15 protein-coding genes are annotated in these 21,563 nt (G+C 61.6%); 3 read left to right on the forward strand and 12 right to left on the reverse strand.

Translation table 11 applies throughout. From position 1 onward, the window contains the following. Position 1: 1 nt before the first annotated feature. Together rplC and rpsJ are read right to left on the reverse strand one after the other, a co-directional pair. Positions 2-652, reverse strand: coding sequence for a 50S ribosomal protein L3 (gene rplC, locus NFJ07_RS16630; RefSeq protein WP_059387360.1), 651 nt, complete (start codon positions 650-652; stop codon positions 2-4). An 18-nt stretch (positions 653-670) separates the two neighbouring features. Then, positions 671-979 (reverse strand): 30S ribosomal protein S10, encoded by a 309-nt coding sequence (rpsJ, locus tag NFJ07_RS16635; RefSeq protein WP_003803825.1) that lies wholly within the window; start codon positions 977-979, stop codon positions 671-673. A 389-nt stretch (positions 980-1,368) separates the two neighbouring features. Here rpsJ and NFJ07_RS16640 point away from each other — a divergent pair, with 389 nt between their 5' ends. Beyond that, complete coding sequence (locus NFJ07_RS16640) at positions 1,369-2,796, forward strand: GH1 family beta-glucosidase (RefSeq protein ID WP_269995972.1); 1,428 nt, start codon at positions 1,369-1,371, stop codon at positions 2,794-2,796. Positions 2,797-3,131: 335 nt separating this feature from the next. On the opposite strand, the gene tuf is transcribed toward NFJ07_RS16640, so the two are convergent. From tuf to rpoB, 6 genes are all read right to left on the reverse strand, one after another. Then, the gene (gene tuf, locus NFJ07_RS16645) at positions 3,132-4,322 is read right to left on the reverse strand and encodes an elongation factor Tu (protein ID WP_269995973.1); all 1,191 of its coding nucleotides are present in this window, start codon (positions 4,320-4,322) and stop codon (positions 3,132-3,134) included. A gap of 235 nt (positions 4,323-4,557) precedes the next feature. Further along, the gene (fusA, locus tag NFJ07_RS16650) at positions 4,558-6,672 is read right to left on the reverse strand and encodes an elongation factor G (RefSeq protein ID WP_236812282.1); all 2,115 of its coding nucleotides are present in this window, start codon (positions 6,670-6,672) and stop codon (positions 4,558-4,560) included. Positions 6,673-6,740: 68 nt separating this feature from the next. Further along, the gene (rpsG, locus tag NFJ07_RS16655) at positions 6,741-7,211 is read right to left on the reverse strand and encodes a 30S ribosomal protein S7 (protein WP_059387355.1); all 471 of its coding nucleotides are present in this window, start codon (positions 7,209-7,211) and stop codon (positions 6,741-6,743) included. Between the two features lies 1 nt (position 7,212). Then, positions 7,213-7,587: a 30S ribosomal protein S12 gene (rpsL, locus tag NFJ07_RS16660; protein WP_009358312.1), complete on the reverse strand. Its 375-nt coding sequence runs from the start codon at positions 7,585-7,587 to the stop codon at positions 7,213-7,215. A gap of 469 nt (positions 7,588-8,056) precedes the next feature. Beyond that, positions 8,057-11,956, reverse strand: a complete 3,900-nt coding sequence (locus NFJ07_RS16665) for a DNA-directed RNA polymerase subunit beta' (RefSeq protein ID WP_265979299.1) — start codon at positions 11,954-11,956, stop codon at positions 8,057-8,059. 103 nt (positions 11,957-12,059) lie between these two features. Then, positions 12,060-15,566: a DNA-directed RNA polymerase subunit beta gene (gene rpoB / locus NFJ07_RS16670; RefSeq protein WP_059387358.1), complete on the reverse strand. Its 3,507-nt coding sequence runs from the start codon at positions 15,564-15,566 to the stop codon at positions 12,060-12,062. Positions 15,567-15,975: 409 nt separating this feature from the next. Between rpoB and NFJ07_RS16675 the strand changes: the two genes are divergently transcribed. Beyond that, positions 15,976-17,187 carry an acetyl-CoA C-acetyltransferase gene (locus tag NFJ07_RS16675; protein WP_269995976.1) on the forward strand — a complete coding sequence of 404 codons (1,212 nt, stop codon included), beginning with the start codon at positions 15,976-15,978 and terminating at the stop codon, positions 17,185-17,187. A gap of 51 nt (positions 17,188-17,238) precedes the next feature. Then, positions 17,239-17,706, forward strand: a complete 468-nt coding sequence (locus NFJ07_RS16680; RefSeq protein WP_269995977.1) for an aminoacyl-tRNA deacylase — start codon at positions 17,239-17,241, stop codon at positions 17,704-17,706. Positions 17,707-17,830: 124 nt separating this feature from the next. Here NFJ07_RS16680 and rplL read toward each other — a convergent pair whose 3' ends face one another. The 4 genes from rplL to NFJ07_RS16700 form a co-directional block, all read right to left on the reverse strand. Then, on the reverse strand, positions 17,831-18,208 hold the full coding sequence (gene rplL, locus NFJ07_RS16685) for a 50S ribosomal protein L7/L12 (RefSeq protein ID WP_269995978.1): 378 nt from the start codon (positions 18,206-18,208) through the stop codon (positions 17,831-17,833). A 75-nt stretch (positions 18,209-18,283) separates the two neighbouring features. Then, positions 18,284-18,889 (reverse strand): 50S ribosomal protein L10, encoded by a 606-nt coding sequence (rplJ, locus tag NFJ07_RS16690; RefSeq protein ID WP_234749043.1) that lies wholly within the window; start codon positions 18,887-18,889, stop codon positions 18,284-18,286. Between the two features lie 302 nt (positions 18,890-19,191). Further along, positions 19,192-20,343, reverse strand: coding sequence for a GNAT family N-acetyltransferase (locus NFJ07_RS16695; RefSeq protein ID WP_442865361.1), 1,152 nt, complete (start codon positions 20,341-20,343; stop codon positions 19,192-19,194). Then, positions 20,322-21,449, reverse strand: a complete 1,128-nt coding sequence (locus tag NFJ07_RS16700; RefSeq protein WP_269995980.1) for a GNAT family N-acetyltransferase — start codon at positions 21,447-21,449, stop codon at positions 20,322-20,324. Before NFJ07_RS16700 ends, NFJ07_RS16695 begins: the two co-directional genes overlap by 22 nt. Between the last annotated feature and the right edge of the window lie 114 nt (positions 21,450-21,563).

The following is a 21,563-nucleotide window of genomic DNA, read 5'->3' on the forward strand; positions in this document are numbered from 1 at the left end:
ACTAGGCTCCCTTCACGGCGGTGCGTACGAGGACGACCTGGCCGCGGGCACCGGGGACGGCACCCTTGATAAGGAGCAGCGACTTCTCGGCGTCAACAGCGTGAACCGTGAGGTTCAGCGTGGTGTGACGTTCTGCGCCCATGCGACCGGCCATTTTCAGACCCTTGAAGACGCGGCTCGGGGTGGATGCGCCACCGATTGAACCGGGCTTGCGGTGGTTCTTGTGCGCACCGTGGGAGGCTCCAACACCGTGGAAGCCGTGACGCTTCATAACACCGGCGAAGCCCTTACCCTTGCTGGTGCCGACGACGTCGATCTTCTGACCGGCTTCGAAGAGCTCAACAGAAAGCTCCTGGCCCAGTTCGTAAGATGCGGCGTCTGCAGTGCGCAGTTCGACGACGTGGCGGCGAGGAGTTACGCCAGCCTTTTCAAAGTGACCAGCCAGCGGCTTGGTGACCTTGCGGGGATCGATCTGGCCGTAGCCGATCTGAACGGCGACATAGCCATCAGTCTCTGCGTTGCGCAGCTGGGTGATGACGTTGGAGTCAGCCTGGACGACAGTTACCGGGATGAGCTTGTTGTTCTCGTCCCAGACCTGGGTCATGCCGAGCTTCGTGCCCAGCAGGCCCTTTACGTTACGGGTTGCGGTCATAGTTTTCTCAGCACCTCCCTACAGTTTGATTTCGATGTTCACGTCGGCCGGCAGGTCGAGACGCATAAGCGAGTCAACAGCCTTCGGCGTGGGGTCGATGATGTCGATCAGACGCTTGTGAGTACGCATTTCAAAGTGCTCGCGGCTGTCCTTGTACTTGTGGGGAGAGCGGATAACGCAGTACACGTTCTTCTCCGTCGGCAGCGGCACGGGGCCCACTACCGTTGCGCCTGCGCGCGTGACCGTCTCAACGATCTTCCGCGCTGAAACATCAATGACCTCGTGGTCATATGACTTCAGCCGGATGCGGATTTTTTGTCCCGCCATGTCGCCTGACTCTCTTTCAGTCTGTGCTGCCCTCGAATAAAGGCTGCCCTGTTCACTTACGTGTTGCATGTGGCTGCCGAAGCATTTGAAGTAGTACTACCACCCGCCGCACAAGCTGAATCCGGAGGGATCCGGGTTCCTCAACTTGCCGGTGTAACCGACCCCCGCGGTCGGGCGTGTCGCGCTTTCCACGCAAACTCGTCCGAATTCCTTTGGGGATCTGGGTTATGTTTGGGCTTCAGCTTGGACCCTGACACCCGGCATTATCCGGATCGGGACGCGAAGAAGCGCTTGAACAACTCACCTAGTATGCCGGAATTCCTCGGCATAAGCCAATTGGGCCTCCGCGGAGCATTGCTATCGGCTCCTGTGGTCGGGATGATGGGGTCATGACTGTCCAAGATGCTGCCACTGTGGGGGATCTTGCAGGCCGCATCCGGCCGGACTTCACCTTGGGCGTCGCGGCGGCAGCCTTTCAGATCGAGGGCTCGCTCACAGCGGACGGACGCGGACCGTCCAGTTGGGATGCATTTGCCGAGAAACCAGGCGCGATCCTCGACGGGCACTCCCCCGCAGTCGCCTGCGACCACTACAACCGGACGGATGAGGACATTGCCCTCATGCAGGACCTGGGCGTGGATTCCTACCGTTTCTCCCTCTCCTGGCCACGGATCCAACCCGGCGGCAAGGGACCCATCAACCAACAGGGCCTGGACTTCTACGACCGTCTGATAGACAAGCTCCTCAAGGCCGGGGTCTCCCCCATGGTGACCCTGTTCCATTGGGATACTCCCTTGCCGCTGGAGCACGACGGCGGCTGGCTGAATCGGGCGACGGCGGAACGGTTCGCCGAATACTCGGCTGCGGCCGCACATCGCTTCGGCGACCGCGTGGCGCAATGGGTCACCCTGAACGAACCCGTTTCGGTCGCGTTGCAAGGGTATGCGCTGGGCGTCCACGCTCCCGGCAGGCGGTTGCTTTTCGATGCCTTGCCCGCCGCCCACCACCAGTTGTTGGGGCACGGCCTGGCCGTCCAGGCCCTGCGCGCTGCCGGCGTCGCGGGAACTGTTGGCGTAGCCAACGTGCATTCTCCAGTCCGGCCCGCAAGTAAGCGGCTGACAGACGGGCTCATGGCCAAGGCCTTCGACCTGATCTTCAACCGGGTGTATGCCGATCCCATCCTCCTGGGGCGGTACCCGAAGCCTCCACTACAGGTGAGACCTTGGTTCCGGGCCTTGGGCAAGGTCCGGGAGGAGGATCTCAAGACCATCCACCAGCCGTTGGATTTCTACGGCTTGAACTACTACTACCCGGTCAAGGTAGCCTCGGGCCGCGGCGACGGAAGCACACCCGGCAGCAACTCGGACATGATGGCCAAGCTGCCGTTCCATCTGGCGGCCTTCCCCGAATACGAAACGACGGGATTTGGCTGGCCTGTTGCTCCCGAACACCTCGGAATCCTACTGCGGGAACTGAAAGACCGCTACGGAGCAGCACTGCCTCCCCTGTTCATCACGGAGAGCGGCGCGAGCTTCCCGGAACCGGAACACACCCGGGGTCCAGTGCACGACTCCGACCGCATCAGCTACCTTGCTTCGCACCTTGGCCAGGCCTTGAGGGCCACGGCCCCCGGCGGGATCGCCCACGACGTCGAACTTCTGGGTTATTACGTCTGGACGCTACTGGACAACTTCGAATGGGCCGCCGGATATTCGCAGCGATTCGGGCTGGTGCACGTGGACTTCGATACCCTCGAACGGACCCCCAAGGACTCGTACTACTGGTACCAGTCCTTGAGCAGGGCGCGCCAGAGCTGATTCGACGTCCCTTTTGTGGACCGTTCGTGCTAAATCAATCTTTCTTGTTCGCCCGATTGATGCGCTTGGCGCGATCGATCTCGCGGCGGAAGTACTTCCTTCCCCACATGACCCCTGCTATTACTACAACAACCACGAGCAGAAAAATTAGCGTTCCCATTCGGCGTTCCTCCTTTGAGGCAACGCTATCAGGGCGCGGTCCTGTTGAGGGGCCAGACGGCAAGGGCAATCAATGCCATGGCAAAGAAGAACCCCGCCACGAAAGTGACGGGGTTCTTCTTTGGTTTGCTACCGGACGCCAGGCGGCCGGTCCCTCACCGATCTACAAGTAGAAACTACTTGATGATCTTGGTGACACGTCCCGAACCAACGGTGCGGCCACCTTCACGGATTGCGAAGCCGAGGCCCTCTTCCATGGCGATCGGCTGGATGAGCTCAACGGTCATCTCGGTGTTGTCGCCAGGCATAACCATTTCCGTGCCTTCCGGCAGGGTGATAACGCCGGTTACGTCCGTGGTACGGAAGTAGAACTGCGGGCGGTAGTTCGAGTAGAACGGGTTGTGACGTCCGCCTTCGTCCTTGGAAAGGATGTAGACGTTGGCCTCGAAGTCGGTGTGCGGGGTGATGGAACCCGGCTTGACGACAACCTGGCCACGCTCGACGTCGTCGCGCTTCAGACCGCGGAGCAGGAGGCCACAGTTCTCGCCAGCCCATGCTTCGTCGAGCTGCTTGTGGAACATCTCGATACCGGTAACGGTGGTCTTCTGGACCGGACGGATACCAACGATTTCAACTTCAGAGTTGATCGCGAGGGTACCGCGCTCGGCGCGACCCGTAACAACGGTGCCACGACCGGTGATCGTGAAGACGTCTTCGATCGGCATCAGGAACGGCTTGTCGCGGTCACGAACGGGGTCCGGAACCGAGTTGTCGACAGCTTCCATGAGGTCCTCGACGGACTTGACCCAAATCGGGTCGCCTTCGAGTGCCTTGAGGCCGGAAACACGCACAACCGGAGCGTCGTCGCCATCGAAGCCCTGAGCGCTGAGCAGCTCGCGAACTTCCATTTCAACGAGGTCGAGAAGCTCTTCGTCGTCAACCATGTCGGACTTGTTCAGCGCGACCAGCAGGTAGGGAACGCCAACCTGGCGGGCGAGCAGAACGTGCTCGCGGGTCTGAGCCATCGGGCCGTCAGTGGCGGCAACCACGAGGATCGCACCGTCCATCTGGGCAGCACCGGTGATCATGTTCTTGATGTAGTCAGCGTGACCCGGAGCGTCTACGTGTGCGTAGTGGCGCTTCTCGGTCTGGTACTCAACGTGGGAGATGTTGATGGTAATACCACGCTGGCGCTCTTCCGGAGCAGAGTCAATCGACGCGAAGTCGCGCTGCTCGTTGAGAGTGGGGTACTTGTCGTACAGCACCTTGGAAATGGCGGCAGTCAGCGTCGTCTTACCGTGGTCAACGTGACCAATGGTGCCGATGTTGACGTGCGGCTTAGTCCGCTCGAACTTTGCCTTTGCCACAGGTTCCTCCTAGAACGATTTCAAGTGAGTTGCTCCTCGGCCGCGCTTTTCGCGGCAGAAACTCCAGCAAGTCTACTTGGGGGCTTTGGATTTGGTGAAATTGCAGATTCAGGGACCAATGCTGGTACCTGGAGTCTGTTCGCGCAGGGACCGGACTGCGGCCTGGGCTACAGCCCGGCGCCTGCGCTGAATGCTTTCCCTGAGCGGGCCAGCATCCTGGTTTATCCGTCGGTGATTACTCGCCGCGGTTCTTCTGGATGATCTCGTCGGCAACAGCCTTCGGGACCTCGGCGTAGCTGTTGAACGTCATGGAGTACACAGCACGGCCCTGGGTCTTCGAACGCAGGTCACCGATGTAGCCGAACATGCCGGACAGCGGAACGTGCGCACGGATCACCTTGACGCCAGCGGCATCTTCCATGGACTGCATCTGGCCACGGCGGGAGTTCAGGTCACCGATAACTTCACCCATGTATTCCTCAGGGGTGCGGACCTCAACATCCATCAGCGGTTCGAGCAGAACCGGGTTCGCCTTGCGTGCAGCTTCCTTGAAAGCCATACGGCCGGCGATCTTGAACGCCATTTCCGAGGAGTCAACATCGTGGTACGCGCCGTCAATCAGCGTCGCCTTGATGCCGACAACCGGGTAGCCGGCCAGAACGCCGTCGTTGAGTGCATCCTGGATGCCCGCGTCAACGGACGGGATGTACTCGCGGGGCACGCGGCCACCGGTGACCTTGTTCTCGAACGCGTAGAGCTCGCCGTCGGCGGTGTCCATCGGCTCGATAGCGATCTGGATCTTTGCGAACTGACCCGAACCACCGGTCTGCTTCTTGTGCGTGTAGTCGTGACGCTCTACAGCGCGCTTGATGGTTTCGCGGTAAGCAACCTGCGGCTTGCCGACGTTTGCCTCGACCTTGAATTCGCGGCGCATGCGGTCCACCAGGATGTCCAGGTGGAGCTCGCCCATGCCGGCGATGATGGTCTGACCGGTGTCCTCGTTGAGGGAGACCTGGAAGGTCGGGTCCTCAGCGGAGAGCTTCTGGATAGCCGTGGAGAGCTTCTCCTGGTCACCCTTGGTGTTCGGCTCGATGGCAACCGAGATCACGGGCTCCGGGAAGCTCATGGACTCGAGGACGATCTGGTTGTTCGCGTCGCACAGGGTGTCGCCCGTGGTGGTGTCCTTCAGACCGATAGCTGCATAGATGTGGCCCGCGGTAGCGCCTTCAACAGGCATTTCCTTGTTGGCGTGCATCTGGAACAGCTTGCCGATGCGCTCCTTCTTGCCCTTGGTGGAGTTGACCACCTGGGCGCCTGCTTCTACGTGACCGGAGTACACGCGGATGAAGGTGAGCTGGCCGAAGAACGGGTGCGCGGCAATCTTGAACGCCAGGGCCGAGAACGGCTCTTCGGCAGAAGGCTTGCGGGTGAGTTCCTTCTCTTCGTCGCGCGGGTCGTGACCGACCATGGGCGGGACGTCGAGCGGGTTCGGCAGGAAGTCAACAACAGCATCCAGCATCGGCTGTACGCCACGGTTCTTGAAGGCAGAACCACAGAGAACCGGGTAGAGCTCGGAGTTGATGGTCATCTTGCGGATGCCGGCCTTGAGCTCCTCGACAGTGAGTTCTTCACCTTCGAGGTACTTCTCCATGAGTTCTTCGGAAGCCTCAGCAACAGTCTCAACGAGCTGTGCACGGTACTCCTCAGCCTTGGCCTGGAGATCAGCGGGGATCTCCTGGACCTCGTACTTGGCACCCATGGTGACGTCACCCTTGGCATCGCCCGGCCACACCAGGGCGCGCATCTCAAGGAGATCCACGACGCCGATGAAGTCGTTCTCTGCGCCGATCGGCAGCTGGAGAACCAGCGGCTTGGCACCGAGGCGGCTGATGATGGTGTCTACGGTGAAGTAGAAGTCAGCGCCGAGCTTGTCCATCTTGTTGACGAAGCAGATACGCGGCACGTTGTACTTGTCGGCCTGGCGCCAAACAGTCTCAGACTGCGGCTCAACGCCTTCCTTGCCATCGAAGACAGCAACGGCACCGTCGAGGACGCGCAGCGAGCGCTCGACCTCAACCGTGAAGTCCACGTGGCCCGGGGTGTCAATGATGTTGATCTGGTTCTTGTCCCAGAAGCAGGTCACGGCGGCAGACGTGATGGTGATGCCGCGTTCCTTTTCCTGTTCCATCCAGTCGGTCGTCGAAGCGCCGTCGTGCGTTTCGCCGATCTTGTGGTTCACACCCGTGTAGAACAGGATGCGCTCGGTTGTGGTGGTCTTGCCGGCATCGATGTGGGCCATGATGCCGATGTTGCGGACCTTGCTAAGGTCGGTAAGCACGTCCTGTGCCACGGTGTCTCCCTTTCGGATGGACTACACGTTCGCCGCCAGCTCGAGGAGCCGGCGGCGTACGGGAAGTTTTACCAGCGGTAGTGTGCGAAGGCCTTGTTCGACTCGGCCATCTTGTGGGTGTCTTCGCGACGCTTCACAGCGGCACCGAGACCGTTGGACGCATCCAGGATTTCGTTCTGGAGGCGCTCGGTCATCGTTTTCTCGCGGCGGGCCTTGGAGTAGCCAACCAGCCAACGGAGAGCGAGGGCGGTGGAGCGGCCCGGCTTGACCTCAACGGGAACCTGGTAGGTTGCGCCACCGACACGGCGGGAGCGGACCTCGAGGGAAGGCTTGACGTTGTCCATGGCCTTCTTGAGGGCGGCGACGGGGTCGCCACCGGACTTGGCACGTGCACCTTCGAGTGCGCCGTAAACGATGCGCTCTGCGGTGGACTTCTTGCCGTCGATCAGAACCTTGTTGATCAGCTGGGTGACCAACGGGGAACCGTAAACGGGATCGGAAACTAGCGGCCGCTTCGGGGCCGGACCCTTGCGAGGCATATTACTTCTTCTCCATCTTTGCGCCGTAGCGGCTGCGGGCCTGCTTGCGGTTCTTGACACCCTGGGTATCGAGGGCACCACGGACGATCTTGTAACGGACACCCGGAAGGTCCTTCACACGACCACCACGGACCAGCACGATGGAGTGCTCCTGGAGGTTGTGGCCAACACCGGGGATGTAGGCGGTAACTTCAACGCCACCGTTGAGGCGCACACGTGCAACCTTACGGAGAGCCGAGTTCGGCTTCTTCGGGGTGGTCGTGTAAACGCGGGTGCAAACACCGCGGCGCATCGGGCTGCCCTTAAGCGCGGGGGCCTTGGTCTTGGAGACCTTCGGCGTGCGGCCCTTGCGGACCAGCTGGTTAATCGTAGGCACTTTCGTGTTCTCCGTTGGTTGATCTCTGCTCCGCGCCCAGGCGTTGGCCTGTGTTTGCGTGAGAGCTTTGGCGTTGTCCATGCGGCCCTGGTCCGAAGACCGGTGGGCGTGCAAAAGTGCGGCATTCGTTGCGCACGTAGCCCGCAACCCGGAAACAGGCACCACCAAAGCATCATGAGAACAAAACCGAAATGATGCTGCGGCGGCCTTCATCCACTGCCACACAGAACAATTACGAAAAGTCTAGCATGGCTTGATCTGGGGCCTTAATCGGGTGTAAGGCGAGGACGACGGCGTTTGGTGCCCGCCGTCGTCGGGCACCAAACGCCGCGCACAAGGCCCGCCGAACGGGAAGGACCCCGCACTCACTGAGTGCGGGGTCCTTCCTTGACTTGCAGACTAAGGGCAGGGCGGCAGGGTCCCTACGTGGCGCGGAACGCGACACGAAAGGGCCCGCCGTGCCCGCTTCTTAGCGGAAGTCGTTGCCGAGATCGTAGTCGTCCAGCGGAATGGCGTGGAACTCGGGAGCTCCGTCGCCGCCCAGGGCGTCGTACGAGAAGTCGGTGAATGCGCTGGGGCCTGTGAACAGGCTTGCCTTTGCTTCTTCAGTCGGCTCCACGGTGACCTCGGTGTAACGGGGCAGGCCCGTACCGGCCGGGATGAGCTTACCGATGATGACGTTCTCCTTGAGGCCAAGCAGCGGGTCGCTCTTGCCTTCCATGGCCGCCTGCGTCAGAACGCGGGTGGTCTCCTGGAAGGAAGCGGCCGACAGCCAGGACTCGGTTGCCAGAGATGCCTTGGTGATACCCATGAGTTCCGGACGACCGGAAGCCGGGGTACGGCCTTCGGACACCACGCGACGGTTCTCGTCCTCGAAGCGGCTACGCTCAGCGAGCTCGCCCGGAAGCAGATCGGAGTCGCCGGATTCGATGACGGTCACGCGGCGCAGCATCTGGCGGACGATGACTTCCACGTGCTTGTCGTGGATGCCAATGCCCTGGCTGCGGTAAACGCCCTGGACCTCGTCCACCAGGAACTTCTGGGCGGCACGCGGACCCATGATGCGCAGAACCTGCTTCGGGTCCACAGGACCGTTGATCAGCTTCTGGCCGACGCTGACGTGCTCGCCATCCTCGATGAGGAGGCGGGAACGGCGCAGCACCGGGTAGGCGATCTCCTCGGAACCATCGTCCGGGGTGATGACGAGGCGCATCTGGCGCTCGGACTCTTCGATGGCGATGCGGCCGGCTGCTTCAGCAATCGGTGCGACACCCTTCGGAGTACGGGCTTCGAAGAGCTCCTGGATACGGGGCAGACCCTGGGTGATGTCGTCGCCACCGCTGGCGGAAACAGCACCACCGGTGTGGAACGTACGCATGGTCAGCTGGGTACCGGGTTCACCGATGGACTGTGCGGCGATGATGCCGACGGCCTCTCCGATGTCCACGGTCTTGCCGGTGGCCAGCGAACGGCCGTAGCAGAGCGCACAGGTACCGACCTTGGACTCACACGTGAGCACGGAACGGACCTTGACCTCGGTGATGCCGGCTGCGAGCAGCTCGGCAATGACGACGTCGCCGCAGTCGGTGCCGGCCGCTGCCAGCACAGCGCCCTTGGAGTCGACGACGTCGACGGCGAGGGTACGTGCGTAGGCGCTGTTCTCGACGTTCTCGTCAAGGACCAGCTCACCGTTGGAGTCCGGCACGGCGATTGCGGTCATGAGACCACGCTCGGTGCCACAGTCCTCTTCACGGACGATGACGTCCTGCGAAACGTCCACCAGACGACGGGTCAAGTAACCCGAGTTGGCGGTACGCAGGGCGGTGTCGGCCAGACCCTTACGGGCACCGTGCGTGGCGATGAAGTATTCCAGCACCGACAGGCCCTCGCGGTACGAGGACTTGATCGGACGCGGGATGATCTCACCCTTCGGGTTGGCCACAAGACCACGGATACCCGCGATCTGGCGGACCTGCATCCAGTTACCACGTGCACCGGAGGACACCATGCGGTTGATGGTGTTCATCGGGGACAGGCTGTCACGCATCGCCTGGGCGATTTCGTTGGTGGCCTTGTTCCAGATCTCGATCAGTTCCTGGCGACGCTCGTCGTCGTCGATCAGGCCCTTGTCGTACTGGGCCTGGATCTTGGCAGCCATGGTCTCGTAACCGGCCAGGATGGCCGGCTTGGAGGTGGGCACCTCGATGTCGGAGATTGCCACGGTGACGCCCGAGCGGGTTGCCCAGTAGAAACCGGCGTCCTTCAGGTTGTCCAGCGTTGCGGCCGTGACAACCTTCGGGTAGCGCTCTGCGAGGTCGTTGACGATCCGGGAAAGCTCGCCCTTGTCAGCAACAGCCTCAACCCACGGGTAGTCCTCCGGCAGGGTCTCGTTGAAGAGAACCTGGCCGAGGGAGGTCTGGACCAGTGCGGTCTGACCCGGCTCCCAACCTTCCGGAGCTTCCCAGCCGGCGTAAGGAACAAAGCCCTCAAGACGGATCTTGACCTGGGAGTTCAGGTGCAGTTCGCGGGCATCGTAGGCCATGATGGCTTCCGCAACCGAGGAGAAGATACGGCCTTCGCCTGCGGAACCAACGCGCTTGGTGGTCAGGTGGTACAGACCGATGATCATGTCCTGCGAAGGCAGGGTCACCGGACGGCCATCAGACGGCTTCAAGATGTTGTTGGAGGACAGCATCAGGATGCGGGCTTCAGCCTGCGCTTCGGGGCTCAGCGGCAGGTGGACTGCCATCTGGTCGCCGTCGAAGTCGGCGTTGAAGGCGCCACAAACCAGCGGGTGAAGCTGGATGGCCTTGCCTTCAACAAGCTGCGGCTCGAATGCCTGGATGCCGAGGCGGTGCAGGGTAGGTGCACGGTTGAGCAGCACCGGGTGTTCGGTGATGATTTCTTCCAGCACGTCCCAGACCTGCGGGCGGTAACGCTCGACCATGCGCTTTGCCGACTTGATGTTCTGCGCGTGGTTGAGGTCAACCAGTCGCTTCATCACGAACGGCTTGAAGAGCTCCAGGGCCATCTGCTTGGGCAGACCACACTGGTGCAGCTTCAGCTGCGGGCCGACGACGATGACCGAACGGCCGGAGTAGTCGACGCGCTTGCCGAGCAGGTTCTGGCGGAAACGGCCCTGCTTGCCCTTGAGCATGTCGCTCAGGGACTTCAGCGGACGGTTGCCGGGACCCGTGACCGGACGGCCGCGACGGCCGTTGTCGAAGAGGCTGTCAACAGCTTCCTGAAGCATGCGCTTCTCGTTGTTGACGATGATCTCCGGAGCACCGAGGTCAAGCAGTCGCTTGAGTCGGTTGTTGCGGTTGATCACACGGCGGTAGAGGTCGTTGAGGTCGGAGGTCGCGAAGCGGCCACCGTCCAGCTGGACCATCGGGCGCAGTTCCGGCGGGATCACCGGGACGGCGTCCAGCACCATGCCGAGCGGGCTGTTGTTGGTGGTCAGGAAAGCGTTGACCACCTTCAGGCGCTTGAGGGCACGGGTCTTGCGCTGGCCCTTGCCGTTCTGGATGGTGTCGCGCAGGGACTCCGACTCTGCCTGCATGTCGAAGTTCTCAAGACGCTTCTTGATGGCTTCGGCACCCATGGAGCCTTCGAAGTACATGCCGTAGCGGTCGCGCAGTTCACGGTACAGGCCTTCGTCACCCTCGAGGTCGGCGACCTTGAGGTTCTTGAAGCGGTCCCAGACCTGCTCGAGGCGCTCGATCTCAGCATCCGCGCGCTTGCGGACGTTGGCCATCTGACGGTCCGCGGAGTCGCGGGCCTTCTTCTTGTCTGCAGCCTTGGCGCCTTCACCTTCGAGGCGGGCAAGCTCGTCCTCAAGGTCGCGGGCGATAGTGGCGATGTCGCTGTCGCGGTTGTCGACGAGCTGCTTCTTCTCGAGGTCGTGCTCCACCTGGAGGTTCGGCAGTTCCGCGTGACGGCTCTCGGTGTCGACGCTGGTGATCATGTAGGCAGCGAAGTAGATGACCTTTTCAAGGTCCTTCGGTGCCAGGTCAAGGAGGTAGCCCAAACGGGAGGGAACACCCTTGAAGTACCAGATGTGCGTGACGGGAGCGGCCAGTTCGATGTGGCCCATGCGCTCGCGGCGCACCTTGGCGCGAGTGACTTCAACGCCACAACGCTCGCAGATGATGCCCTTGAAGCGCACGCGCTTGTACTTGCCGCAGTAGCATTCCCAGTCCCGGGACGGGCCGAAGATCTTCTCGCAGAAGAGGCCGTCCTTCTCGGGCTTGAGCGTGCGGTAGTTGATGGTTTCCGGCTTCTTGACCTCACCGTAAGACCAGCCGCGGATGTCTTCCGCGGTGGCGAGGCCGATCTGCATGAGGCCGAAGGAGGATTCGCTGGACATATGGTCCCTGTTCTCTCTTGTTCTCTAAATTCTGAAGTCTTGGGTTTACGGAAAGAGGCAGCTGCCTTGGCTGGCGGTCTGCACCGCCAGCCAGAGCGGCTGTTTAGACCTCTTCTACGGAGCTGGGCTCTGCGCGAGACAGATCAATGCCCAGTTCTTCCGCAGCCGTAAAGACTGCGTCATCAGAGTCACGCATTTCGATCGTCGTACCATCCGTGGAAAGAACTTCCACGTTCAGGCACAGCGACTGCATTTCCTTGATCAAGACCTTGAAGGATTCCGGAACGCCAGGCTCGGGGATGTTCTCGCCCTTGACGATGGCTTCGTAGACCTTCACGCGGCCGTGGATGTCGTCCGACTTGATCGTCAGCAGTTCCTGGAGGGTGTAGGCAGCGCCGTATGCTTCGAGCGCCCACACTTCCATTTCACCGAAGCGCTGGCCACCGAACTGTGCCTTGCCACCCAGCGGCTGCTGCGTGATCATGGAGTACGGGCCGGTGGAGCGCGCGTGGATCTTGTCGTCCACCAAGTGGTGGAGCTTCAGGATGTACATGTAGCCCACGGAGATCGGGTCCGGGAACGGCTCGCCGGAGCGGCCGTCGAACAGACGGGTCTTGCCGGAGGAGTCGATCAGGCGGTCGCCGTCGCGGGTCACGTTGGTGGAATCCAGCAGACCTGTGATTTCCTCTTCGCGTGCACCGTCGAACACCGGGGTGGCGACAGTGGTCTGGCCGGTTTCACGAGGCAGGTTCGGCAGGTTCTTGACCCACTCCGGCTCGCCTTCGATCTTCCAACCGGTCTTCGCAACCCAACCGAGGTGCGTTTCGAGGACCTGGCCGACGTTCATGCGGCCCGGAACACCCAGCGGGTTCAGGACGATGTCCACCGGCGTGCCGTCAGCAAGGAACGGCATGTCTTCGATCGGGAGGATCTTGGAGATGACGCCCTTGTTACCGTGGCGGCCGGCGAGCTTGTCGCCGTCGGTGATCTTGCGCTTGGCAGCAACGTAGACGCGAACCAGCTGGTTGACGCCCGGGGGCAGCTCGTCGTCGTTGTCGCGGTCGAAGACGCGCACGCCGATAACCGTGCCGGACTCACCGTGGGGAACCTTCAGGGAGGTGTCACGCACTTCGCGGGACTTCTCGCCGAAGATCGCACGGAGGAGGCGCTCTTCCGGAGTCAGTTCGGTTTCACCCTTCGGGGTGACCTTGCCGACCAGGATGTCGCCTGCTTCAACCTCGGCACCGATGTGGATGATGCCGCGCTCGTCCAGTCCCGCGAGGACTTCCTCGGACACGTTGGGGATGTCACGGGTGATTTCCTCGGCACCAAGCTTGGTGTCGCGGGCATCGATCTCGTGCTCCTCGATGTGGATGGAGGAAAGGACGTCCTCAGCGACGATGCGCTGCGACAGGATGATGGCGTCCTCGAAGTTGTGGCCTTCCCAGGACATGAATGCCACGAGGAGGTTCTTACCGAGGGCGAGTTCACCCTGGTCCGTTGCCGGACCGTCAGCGATGATGCCGCCGACTTCGAGGCGCTGGCCTTCGTTGACCAGGACACGGTGGTTGTAGCAGTTGCCCTGGTTTGAACGGGCGAACTTGTTGATGCGGTAGCTGGTTTCCGTGCCGTCGTCGTTAAGCATGGTGACGAGGTCAGCGGAAACTTCGTTGACGACACCGGCCTTCTTCGCGATGACAACGTCACCGGCGTCGACGGCGGCAGCGCGCTCCATGCCGGTACCCACGAACGGGGCCTCGGAACGGACCAGCGGCACAGCCTGGCGCTGCATGTTGGCACCCATGAGTGCGCGGTTTGCATCGTCGTGCTCGAGGAACGGAATCAGAGCGGTAGCTACGGACACCATCTGGCGCGGGGAGACGTCCATGAACTGAACTTCGCCAGCCGGAACCAGAACGGGCTCGCCTCCACCACCACGGGCACGGACAAGCACGGTTTCTTCCGCGAACTTCTTGTCGGCATCCAGCGGTGCGTTGGCCTGTGCAATCAGGACTTCGGCTTCGTCGTCGGCGGTGAGGTACTGGACCTCATCGGAAACGACACCCTCGGACACCAGGCGGTACGGAGTCTCGATGAAACCGAACGGGTTGATGCGGCCGTAGGAAGCCAACGAACCGATCAGGCCGATGTTCGGGCCTTCAGGAGTTTCGATGGGGCACATACGTCCGTAGTGGGACGGGTGAACGTCTCGAACTTCCATGCCTGCGCGGTCACGGGACAGACCACCCGGGCCAAGAGCCGACAGGCGGCGCTTGTGGGTCAGACCCGACAACGGGTTGTTCTGGTCCATGAACTGCGACAGCTGGGACGTTCCGAAGAACTCCTTGATGGCTGCCACAACCGGGCGGATGTTGATCAGGGTCTGCGGCGTAATCGCTTCGACGTCCTGCGTGGTCATGCGTTCGCGGACGACGCGTTCCATGCGGGACAGGCCGGTGCGGACCTGGTTTTCGATCAGTTCGCCGACGGCGCGGATGCGACGGTTGCCGAAGTGGTCGATGTCGTCGATCTCGACGCGGAGCTCGTGGTCTTCGCCATCGCGCTTGCCCATGAGGGTCTTCTCGCCGGCGTGAAGCGCGACGAGGAACTTGATCATGGCCACGATGTCTTCAACGTGGAGCACCGAAGCTTCCTTGTCGCCAAGGGAGCGGTCGATGCCGAGCTTGCGGTTGATCTTGTAACGGCCAACCTTGGCCAGATCGTAGCGCTTGGCGTTGAAGTACAGGTTGTCCAGCAGGGACTGGGCAGCCTCGACTGTGGGCGGCTCGCCCGGACGCAGCTTGCGGTAGATGTCCAGCAGGGCGTCTTCGCGGGTTTCGGTGGCGTCCTTCTCCAGCGTTGCGCGCATGGAGTCGTACTGGCCGAACTCTTCGAGGATCTGGCCTTCGGTCCAACCAAGGGCCTTCAGCAGAACGGTGACCGACTGCTTGCGCTTACGGTCGAGGCGTACGCCGACCTGGTCGCGCTTGTCGATTTCGAGCTCGAACCATGCACCGCGGGACGGGATGATCTTTGCCGTGAAGATGTCCTTGTCACTGGTCTTGTCAGCGGTGCGCTCAAAGTAGGCGCCCGGCGAACGGACCAGCTGGGAGACGACGACACGCTCGGTGCCGTTGACAACGAACGTTCCCTTCTCGGTCATGAGAGGGAAATCGCCCATGAACACGGTCTGCTGCTTGATTTCACCCGTGTTGTTGTTCATGAACTCGGCCTTGACATACAGCGGTGCCGAGTAAGTGGCGTCACGGTCTTTGCATTCGGCCATGGTGTACTTCGGATCAGCGAACTCCGGCTCGGAGAAGCTCAGGGACATAGTGCCCTGGAAGTCCTCGATGGGGGAGATCTCTTCGAAGATGTCGGCAAGTCCAGAGGTGGTGGCGACGCTCAGGTCGCCTTCCTCGACAGCCTTCGCTACCCGCGACTGCCAGCGTTCGTTTCCGACCAGCCAGTCAAAGCTGTCTGTCTGCAGTGCGAGCAGATTCGGAACGTCCAGCGGTTCGTGAATCTTTGCGAATGAGAGCCGGCGAGTTGCACCATCGGTGCTTGCCGTATTAGCGGTTTCGTTATTAGAGGTGCTCGAGGCGACCAAGAGGGATCCTTCCACAGACCTTCAGGCGTTTTCAGATCTCCCCCGCTTGCACCCTGCAGATTGAATCCGCAGTGTACCTTTCCGGTTCCGCTATATGACCCGGGACCCCCGCTGGCCAAGACCATGCTCGTTCTAAACGGCACGTCGATGGCGCAGCTGAGAGGTAAAGCCCACCGCTATATGAAGGCTGAAGGTTAACAGGGAAGACGCAAATATCCACAATACGGCAAATCAACCCACCTGTCTACCCCACATCTCGCCTGAATGCAAGCACAGTTGCTGCAGGCACCTATGCGGCCCGGCCCCATACTGCCGTGGGCGGAATGTTGTTCCGGGCTCCATTGTTGAATGGAGAGGTGATGGGCGCCACGGTAGCCTAGGCTCACCACCTTTGATCGGAAGAGAGAAAATGAGCACCCCCTCAGACAAAACGGACAACAACAACGACGTTGTCATCCTTTCCGCCAGCCGTACCCCACAGGGACGGTTGAACGGGCAACTGGCTGGGCTCACCGCCGTCGAGCTCGGTGCTCACGCCATTTCAGGCGCCATTGCGGCGAGCGGGCTCACCGCGGACAAAGTGGACGCAGTGATTATGGGACAGGTCCTGCAGGCGGGCGCCGGCCAGAATCCGGCCCGGCAAAGCGCGATCGCCGCCGGCATCGGTTGGAACATCCCGGCCGTCACCCTTAACAAGGTCTGCCTCTCCGGACTGACTGCCGTGATCGATGCCGCGCGAATGATCCGCAGCGGCGATGCCGCCGTCGTGGTTGCCGGCGGTCAGGAATCGATGAGCCGCGCTCCCCACTTGTTGCCGGGTTCGAGGCAAGGGTGGAGCTATGGGGCGATCCAAGCCCTCGACGTCGCAGCCCACGACGGCCTCACCGACGCCTTTGATGGCCAGTCAATGGGCCTTTCCACCGAGATCAAGAACCTCTCGCTAGGCATCGATCGCCGGTCACAGGATGAAGTGGCCGCCGCATCACACCAGCGTGCAGCCGCGGCCGCCGAGCAAGGACTGTTCGACCGCGAGATCACACCTATCAGCGTCAAACAGCGCAAGGGCGAACCGCTGGTGCTGACAAGTGACGAAGGTATCCGCCCCCAAACGACGCTGGAGACCTTGGCCCCCTTGAAGGGCGCCTTTGCTACCGACGGAACCATCACCGCGGGCAACTCCTCTCCCCTGTCCGACGGCGCCTCCGCACTCGTGCTCACGAGCCGCCGCTTTGCCGAGGAGAACGGCCTTGACTACCTTGCCGTCGTCGGGAAGCCCGGCCAAGTAGCGGGACCTGACAACAGCCTGCATTCGCAGCCTTCCAACGCCATACGGCACGCTCTGGACCGCGCGGGGTGGACAACGGCCGATCTGGACTTCATTGAGATCAACGAAGCCTTCGGCTCGGTTGCCGTGCAGTCCTTGAAGGACTTGGATTATCCCTTGGAGAAGTGCAATATCCACGGCGGAGCAATTGCGATTGGACACCCGATCGGCGCCTCAGGAGCGCGGCTTGCCCTGCACGCTGCCCACGAGCTGAAGCGCCGCGGGAAGGGCAAAGCGGCGGTGGCCCTATGCGGTGGCGGCGGCCAAGGCGAAGCACTGCTTCTCTACCGCGACTAGATGTTCGGCGGATTCGGCGGCTGGATCGCCATGAACGGAAATGGAGCATGAATGCGGGGCACTGAGCGATTCCTTGCCGACGCGGCCGCCCGCGGACTCGAAGTCCAACTCGTAGAGCGGGCGGCGGCAGGCAGCCTTAACGAAGCGGCCCGCATCATGGGGATCACGCCTGCGGACATCGTGAAGTCCCTTGTGGTCAAGCACCGGGATGGCACTTTCCTGTTTGCGTTGGTTCCGGGTGACCGGCAGATCTCCTGGCCCAAGCTGCGCGCCCTCCTGGGCGTCAATAAGCTGTCCATGCCCTCCGCCGACATCGCTTTCGAGGCAACCGGCTACGAGCGCGGCACCATCACGCCCCTGGGAAGTTCGAAGCCCTGGCCGGTCTATGCGGATGCCAGCATCGCCGGACGCAGGATCTCCATGGGCGCAGGCGAGCACGGATTCAGCGCTTTCGTGAAGGCCGATGAGCTGGCCGCCGCGCTGCAGGCAGTCGTAGCCGACATCAGCGACCCCATCTAACAACGCGGGGTCACTTACGGCCCATCCAGCAGCACCAAATGGGCCGTAAGTGACCCCGCGTTGCCCTTAAATGCAGGAAGCCCCGCCCGGACGGATCCGGACGGGGCTTCCTCGGTATAGCGAGTTACTTGACAGTAACGCTGGCACCGGCAGCTTCGAGCTGCTCCTTGGCCTTCTCTGCGGCTTCCTTGGTGGCGCCTTCGAGGACAGCCTTCGGTGCGCTGTCAACCAGGTCCTTGGCTTCCTTGAGGCCGAGGGAGGTGATAGCGCGAACTTCCTTGATCACGGCGATCTTCTTTTCGCCGGCACCTTCGAGGATGACATCAAATTCGGTCTTCTCTTCAACTTCTTCGCCAGCGCCGGCGCCAGCCGGGCCTGCAACTGCAACAGCAGCAGCAGTAACTTCGAAGGTCTCTTCGAAGAGCTTGACGAACTCGGAGAGCTCGATGATGGTCAGTTCCTTGAAAGCTTCAATGAGCTCTTCGTTGCTGAGCTTCGCCATGTTTGGCGTCCTTCCTTTAGGTGGTGCTGCCGCGGACGTCGTCCGCTACTGCACCGCAGTTTGAATGGGGAGAACTTAGTTCTCTTCGGTTGCTGCTTCAGCGGCTTCAGCCGGAGCGGCAGCCTCTTCTGCAGCAGCCTCGGCGGGAGCCTCTTCTGCAGCCGGTGCTTCTTCAGCGGCCGGTGCTACAGCGCCGCCCTCTTCTTCAAGCTTGAGGCGCAGAGCGTCAATGATGCGTGCAGCAGCGGCAGCAGGTGCCTTGAGGATGCCTGCAACCTTGGCGAGCTGCAGCTCACGGGACTCGAGGGCTGCCAGAGCGGCAACCTCTGCTGCGTTCAGTGCCTTGCCTTCGAAGTAGCCGGTCTTGATGACCAGCTGCTTGTTGACCTTGGCAAAGTCCGTCAGGCTCTTGGCGGCAGCAACCGCGTCACCCTTGATGAATGCAATTGCAGTGGGGCCGGCGAGCTGACCGTCGAATGCTTCGACACCAGCTTCCTTGGCTGCAATGGCGGTCAGGGTGTTCTTGACGACCGAGAACTTGGTGTCCAGGCCGAGAGAAACACGCAGCTGCTTGAGCTGTGCAACAGAGAGCCCACGGTATTCGGTCAGGACAGCGGCGTTCGATTCCTTGAAATCGTTGGTGATCTCAGCTACTGCAGAGATCTTGCTAGGCGTTGCCATAACCCTCCTTCCGGGGAATAAAGCCGGTTTTCCGGGTCCCCGCTCAAAAGAGCTGCAACTAAAAAACGCCCCGCGCAGATGCACGGGGCTTGGCTCAACACGATCCAATGATCGTGGAGATTTGCTTCGTTCACCTGCGCCGGCCGCCCTTTGTCAGGGTCCTTCGTCTAGGAAACCACTTGGTTCTTCCGCGCGTAGCTGCAGAGTTGAGCTGAGCGCGGAGGAGTGGATTCCCATCAACCGACGGTCTTTGGTAGTTCAAGCTTACGGGACGGGCAAGTCCATCGCCAAATCGCGCCGCCTCACTCGGAGGAAGTGACCCTCGGGCCCATGTCCGGCAGTTCCTTCTGCCACAGCCCCGTAACCCCGGCCGTGGTGAATCCCAATTGCTTGTTCACCGTTAGCAGGTACCGGTTTTCGGGGGCATTCCAGGTGTAGATCACCCGGGCGTCGGGAAACTGTTCGCTGAGGCGCTGCATGTTGGCGACCTTGATGAGGAGCCCGAGCTTGTTTCCGCGGTGCTCCTGCAAGACGATCGTGTCGTCTTGAAAGACGACATCCTGGCGTTGCGCCAGGACGCCGATGGTGGTGAGTCCAACGATCCGCCCGCTGGAGACGTGCTCGACGGCGGTGACCACCGTTCGGCGCCCCTGCGCAACGGCGGCGTCTTCCGCCTGACGCAAGACGCCGGCGTCGAACACTAGCTGCTGCTGCCCGGCTTCCGCCGTCTCATTGCCTTCAGACACCACTTCCCCCGCCGCGTTCTCCAGCGCGGCCACAGCTTCGAGCCACTGTTGCGGGCAACGGTCGGTCCAGTGGTGGATCCGATAGCGGCCGGCGTTCGCGTCTTCCGCTTCGGCCTCAAGCTCAGCGACGAGCTTTGAATCCAACGGAAGCGCACAGGAACTGAACTGTTCGATGTGCTGGAGGGTGTAGCCGGTACGCCGGGCAAAATCGACCTCGCGGCTGGCCAAGGGAACGAAGCCCAGGCCGCTGCCAGGCACGAGCTGCCCCTCGGCACCACCGCGCAGGGACTCGGCAGGGTGGTTGGTGTCCACCATGATCATCGTCCGGCCCTCGCTTTTGGCGAAATGTTCGGCAGCTTCCAGGAGCTGCCGTCCGACGCCCCTGCGCTGGAACTCAGGAAGAATGTCAAGGGTGAACTCGGCCAGGTCCATGTTGTCGGCAAGTGGCAGCGCGATGTCGACAGTACCGACGATGCGGCCGTCAACGCGGGCCACGAGGATGACCTGGCGTTCGTAAGGATCGCCGAGTTCGAGCAGTTTCTCCAACGGCGTGTAGGCGAGATCGTCGGTGCCCCAGATCTGCATCCGGACCCTGCGGCTGACTTCGACGGCGGCCAGGAAATCCTTTGCGTCATCGGCGTCAAGGGCATCCGGGATCCAGAGTTGGCCGATCTCCACCGTGCTGGTCATTTGATCCTCTTTTGCCATTCGCCGTCGTATCCCACCGGTCTGAAGCCGAGCTGTACGTTGATGGCCAGCATATGTTCGTTTTCCTCGGCGTTAAAAGTCATGACGCGCTCGACGCCTGGATATTCCGTCTGCAGCCTGCGCAGATTGGCCAGTTTCACGAGCATTCCCAATCCATGGCCCCGGTGCGGCTTTGCCACCAAAGTATCGTCTTGCTCGGCCACCCAAGGCTTCCCTGAATCAAGGTAGATCACGGTGTACGCGACGAGTTCTTCCGTCCGGCGATGTTGTGCAGCGGCCACAAGGGCAGTCTGACCTTCGGCAAGGGTGGTGTCCTCGAGTTGCCTGACGCGGGCAGCATCCCAGGCCTCTGCCTCGACCTCAAGACCTCCCGCCGGGGTGTCCGTGCTCATCCGCCCCATCAGCCCGGCCATGTGGTCCACGTATTCGCCAGGGCAACGGTTCGTCCAGGCAAGGACCTCATAGGCGGCATCGGCTTTGGAATGCGCCGCAAGTTCCAGCCTTGCCCACTCCGTGCTGTGGTCGATCTCCAGCCTGCTGAATCTGCTGGTCTGTTCCAGCGTGTATCCATTCTTGAGGCAGAAGGCTGCTCCCGGACCATCTTCGGGTACTCCCCCGGGTACTGCGGCCGGATGGAATGGCTCTACTCCTGCTCCTGCTCCTGCTCCTGCTCCTGCTCCTGGTCCTGCGAAGCCGATCGGGTGTTCCGTGTGCGCCTGCAGGACACGCCTCCCCTGAGCCTTCGCAACTCCCTCTATGGTGCGGAGCAATGCGGTACCGATTCCGTGGCGGCGATACCCCTCCAAAACATCTACATGGAGCCATCCAGTATGGACGTTGTCCGTGAGGGGAACGTGGCAGGAAGCGTGGCCAACGATGCTTCCGTCAACCCGGGCGAAAAAGTTCCTCGATACCTCGTAGGGGGTGTCGCGCCATCCGGCGAGCCGGGCCTGCGCCGACGATGCCCGATCCAGGTTTCCCCAGGTTTCCAGCACCATGGCGTCCATCACGGAAGAGAGCTCCCGGAAATCCTTGCCGTCCGGCCCATCCGTGGACTCCGGCAGATGGAGCTCATGGATGCTGAAATCCGGAAGCTGGCCTGTCATGCCCTCAGCCTAATCAGCGGTCGCCACCCGCGATAGGTGCCTGTTTGCCGCACCCGAACCGGACCGCTCGAGGTGCCGGATACTCGAAAGGACCGCTACAACGAAAGGACCGCC

The sequence above is a fragment of the Arthrobacter sp. B2a2-09 genome, assembly GCF_027587375.1.
Taxonomy (GTDB): domain Bacteria; phylum Actinomycetota; class Actinomycetes; order Actinomycetales; family Micrococcaceae; genus Arthrobacter.

Coding starts and splice junctions, on each gene's coding strand:
- rplC (WP_059387360.1), bottom strand. CDS start 652: ATGACCGCAACCCGTAACGTAAAGGGCCTGCTGGGCACGAAGCTCGGC.
- rpsJ (WP_003803825.1), bottom strand. CDS start 979: ATGGCGGGACAAAAAATCCGCATCCGGCTGAAGTCATATGACCACGAG.
- NFJ07_RS16640 (WP_269995972.1), top strand. CDS start 1,369: ATGACTGTCCAAGATGCTGCCACTGTGGGGGATCTTGCAGGCCGCATC.
- rpsG (WP_059387355.1), bottom strand. CDS start 7,211: ATGCCTCGCAAGGGTCCGGCCCCGAAGCGGCCGCTAGTTTCCGATCCC.
- NFJ07_RS16665 (WP_265979299.1), bottom strand. CDS start 11,956: ATGTCCAGCGAATCCTCCTTCGGCCTCATGCAGATCGGCCTCGCCACC.
- NFJ07_RS16675 (WP_269995976.1), top strand. CDS start 15,976: ATGAGCACCCCCTCAGACAAAACGGACAACAACAACGACGTTGTCATC.
- NFJ07_RS16680 (WP_269995977.1), top strand. CDS start 17,239: ATGCGGGGCACTGAGCGATTCCTTGCCGACGCGGCCGCCCGCGGACTC.
- rplL (WP_269995978.1), bottom strand. CDS start 18,208: ATGGCGAAGCTCAGCAACGAAGAGCTCATTGAAGCTTTCAAGGAACTG.
- rplJ (WP_234749043.1), bottom strand. CDS start 18,889: ATGGCAACGCCTAGCAAGATCTCTGCAGTAGCTGAGATCACCAACGAT.
- NFJ07_RS16695 (WP_442865361.1), bottom strand. CDS start 20,343: ATGGCAAAAGAGGATCAAATGACCAGCACGGTGGAGATCGGCCAACTC.
- NFJ07_RS16700 (WP_269995980.1), bottom strand. CDS start 21,449: ATGACAGGCCAGCTTCCGGATTTCAGCATCCATGAGCTCCATCTGCCG.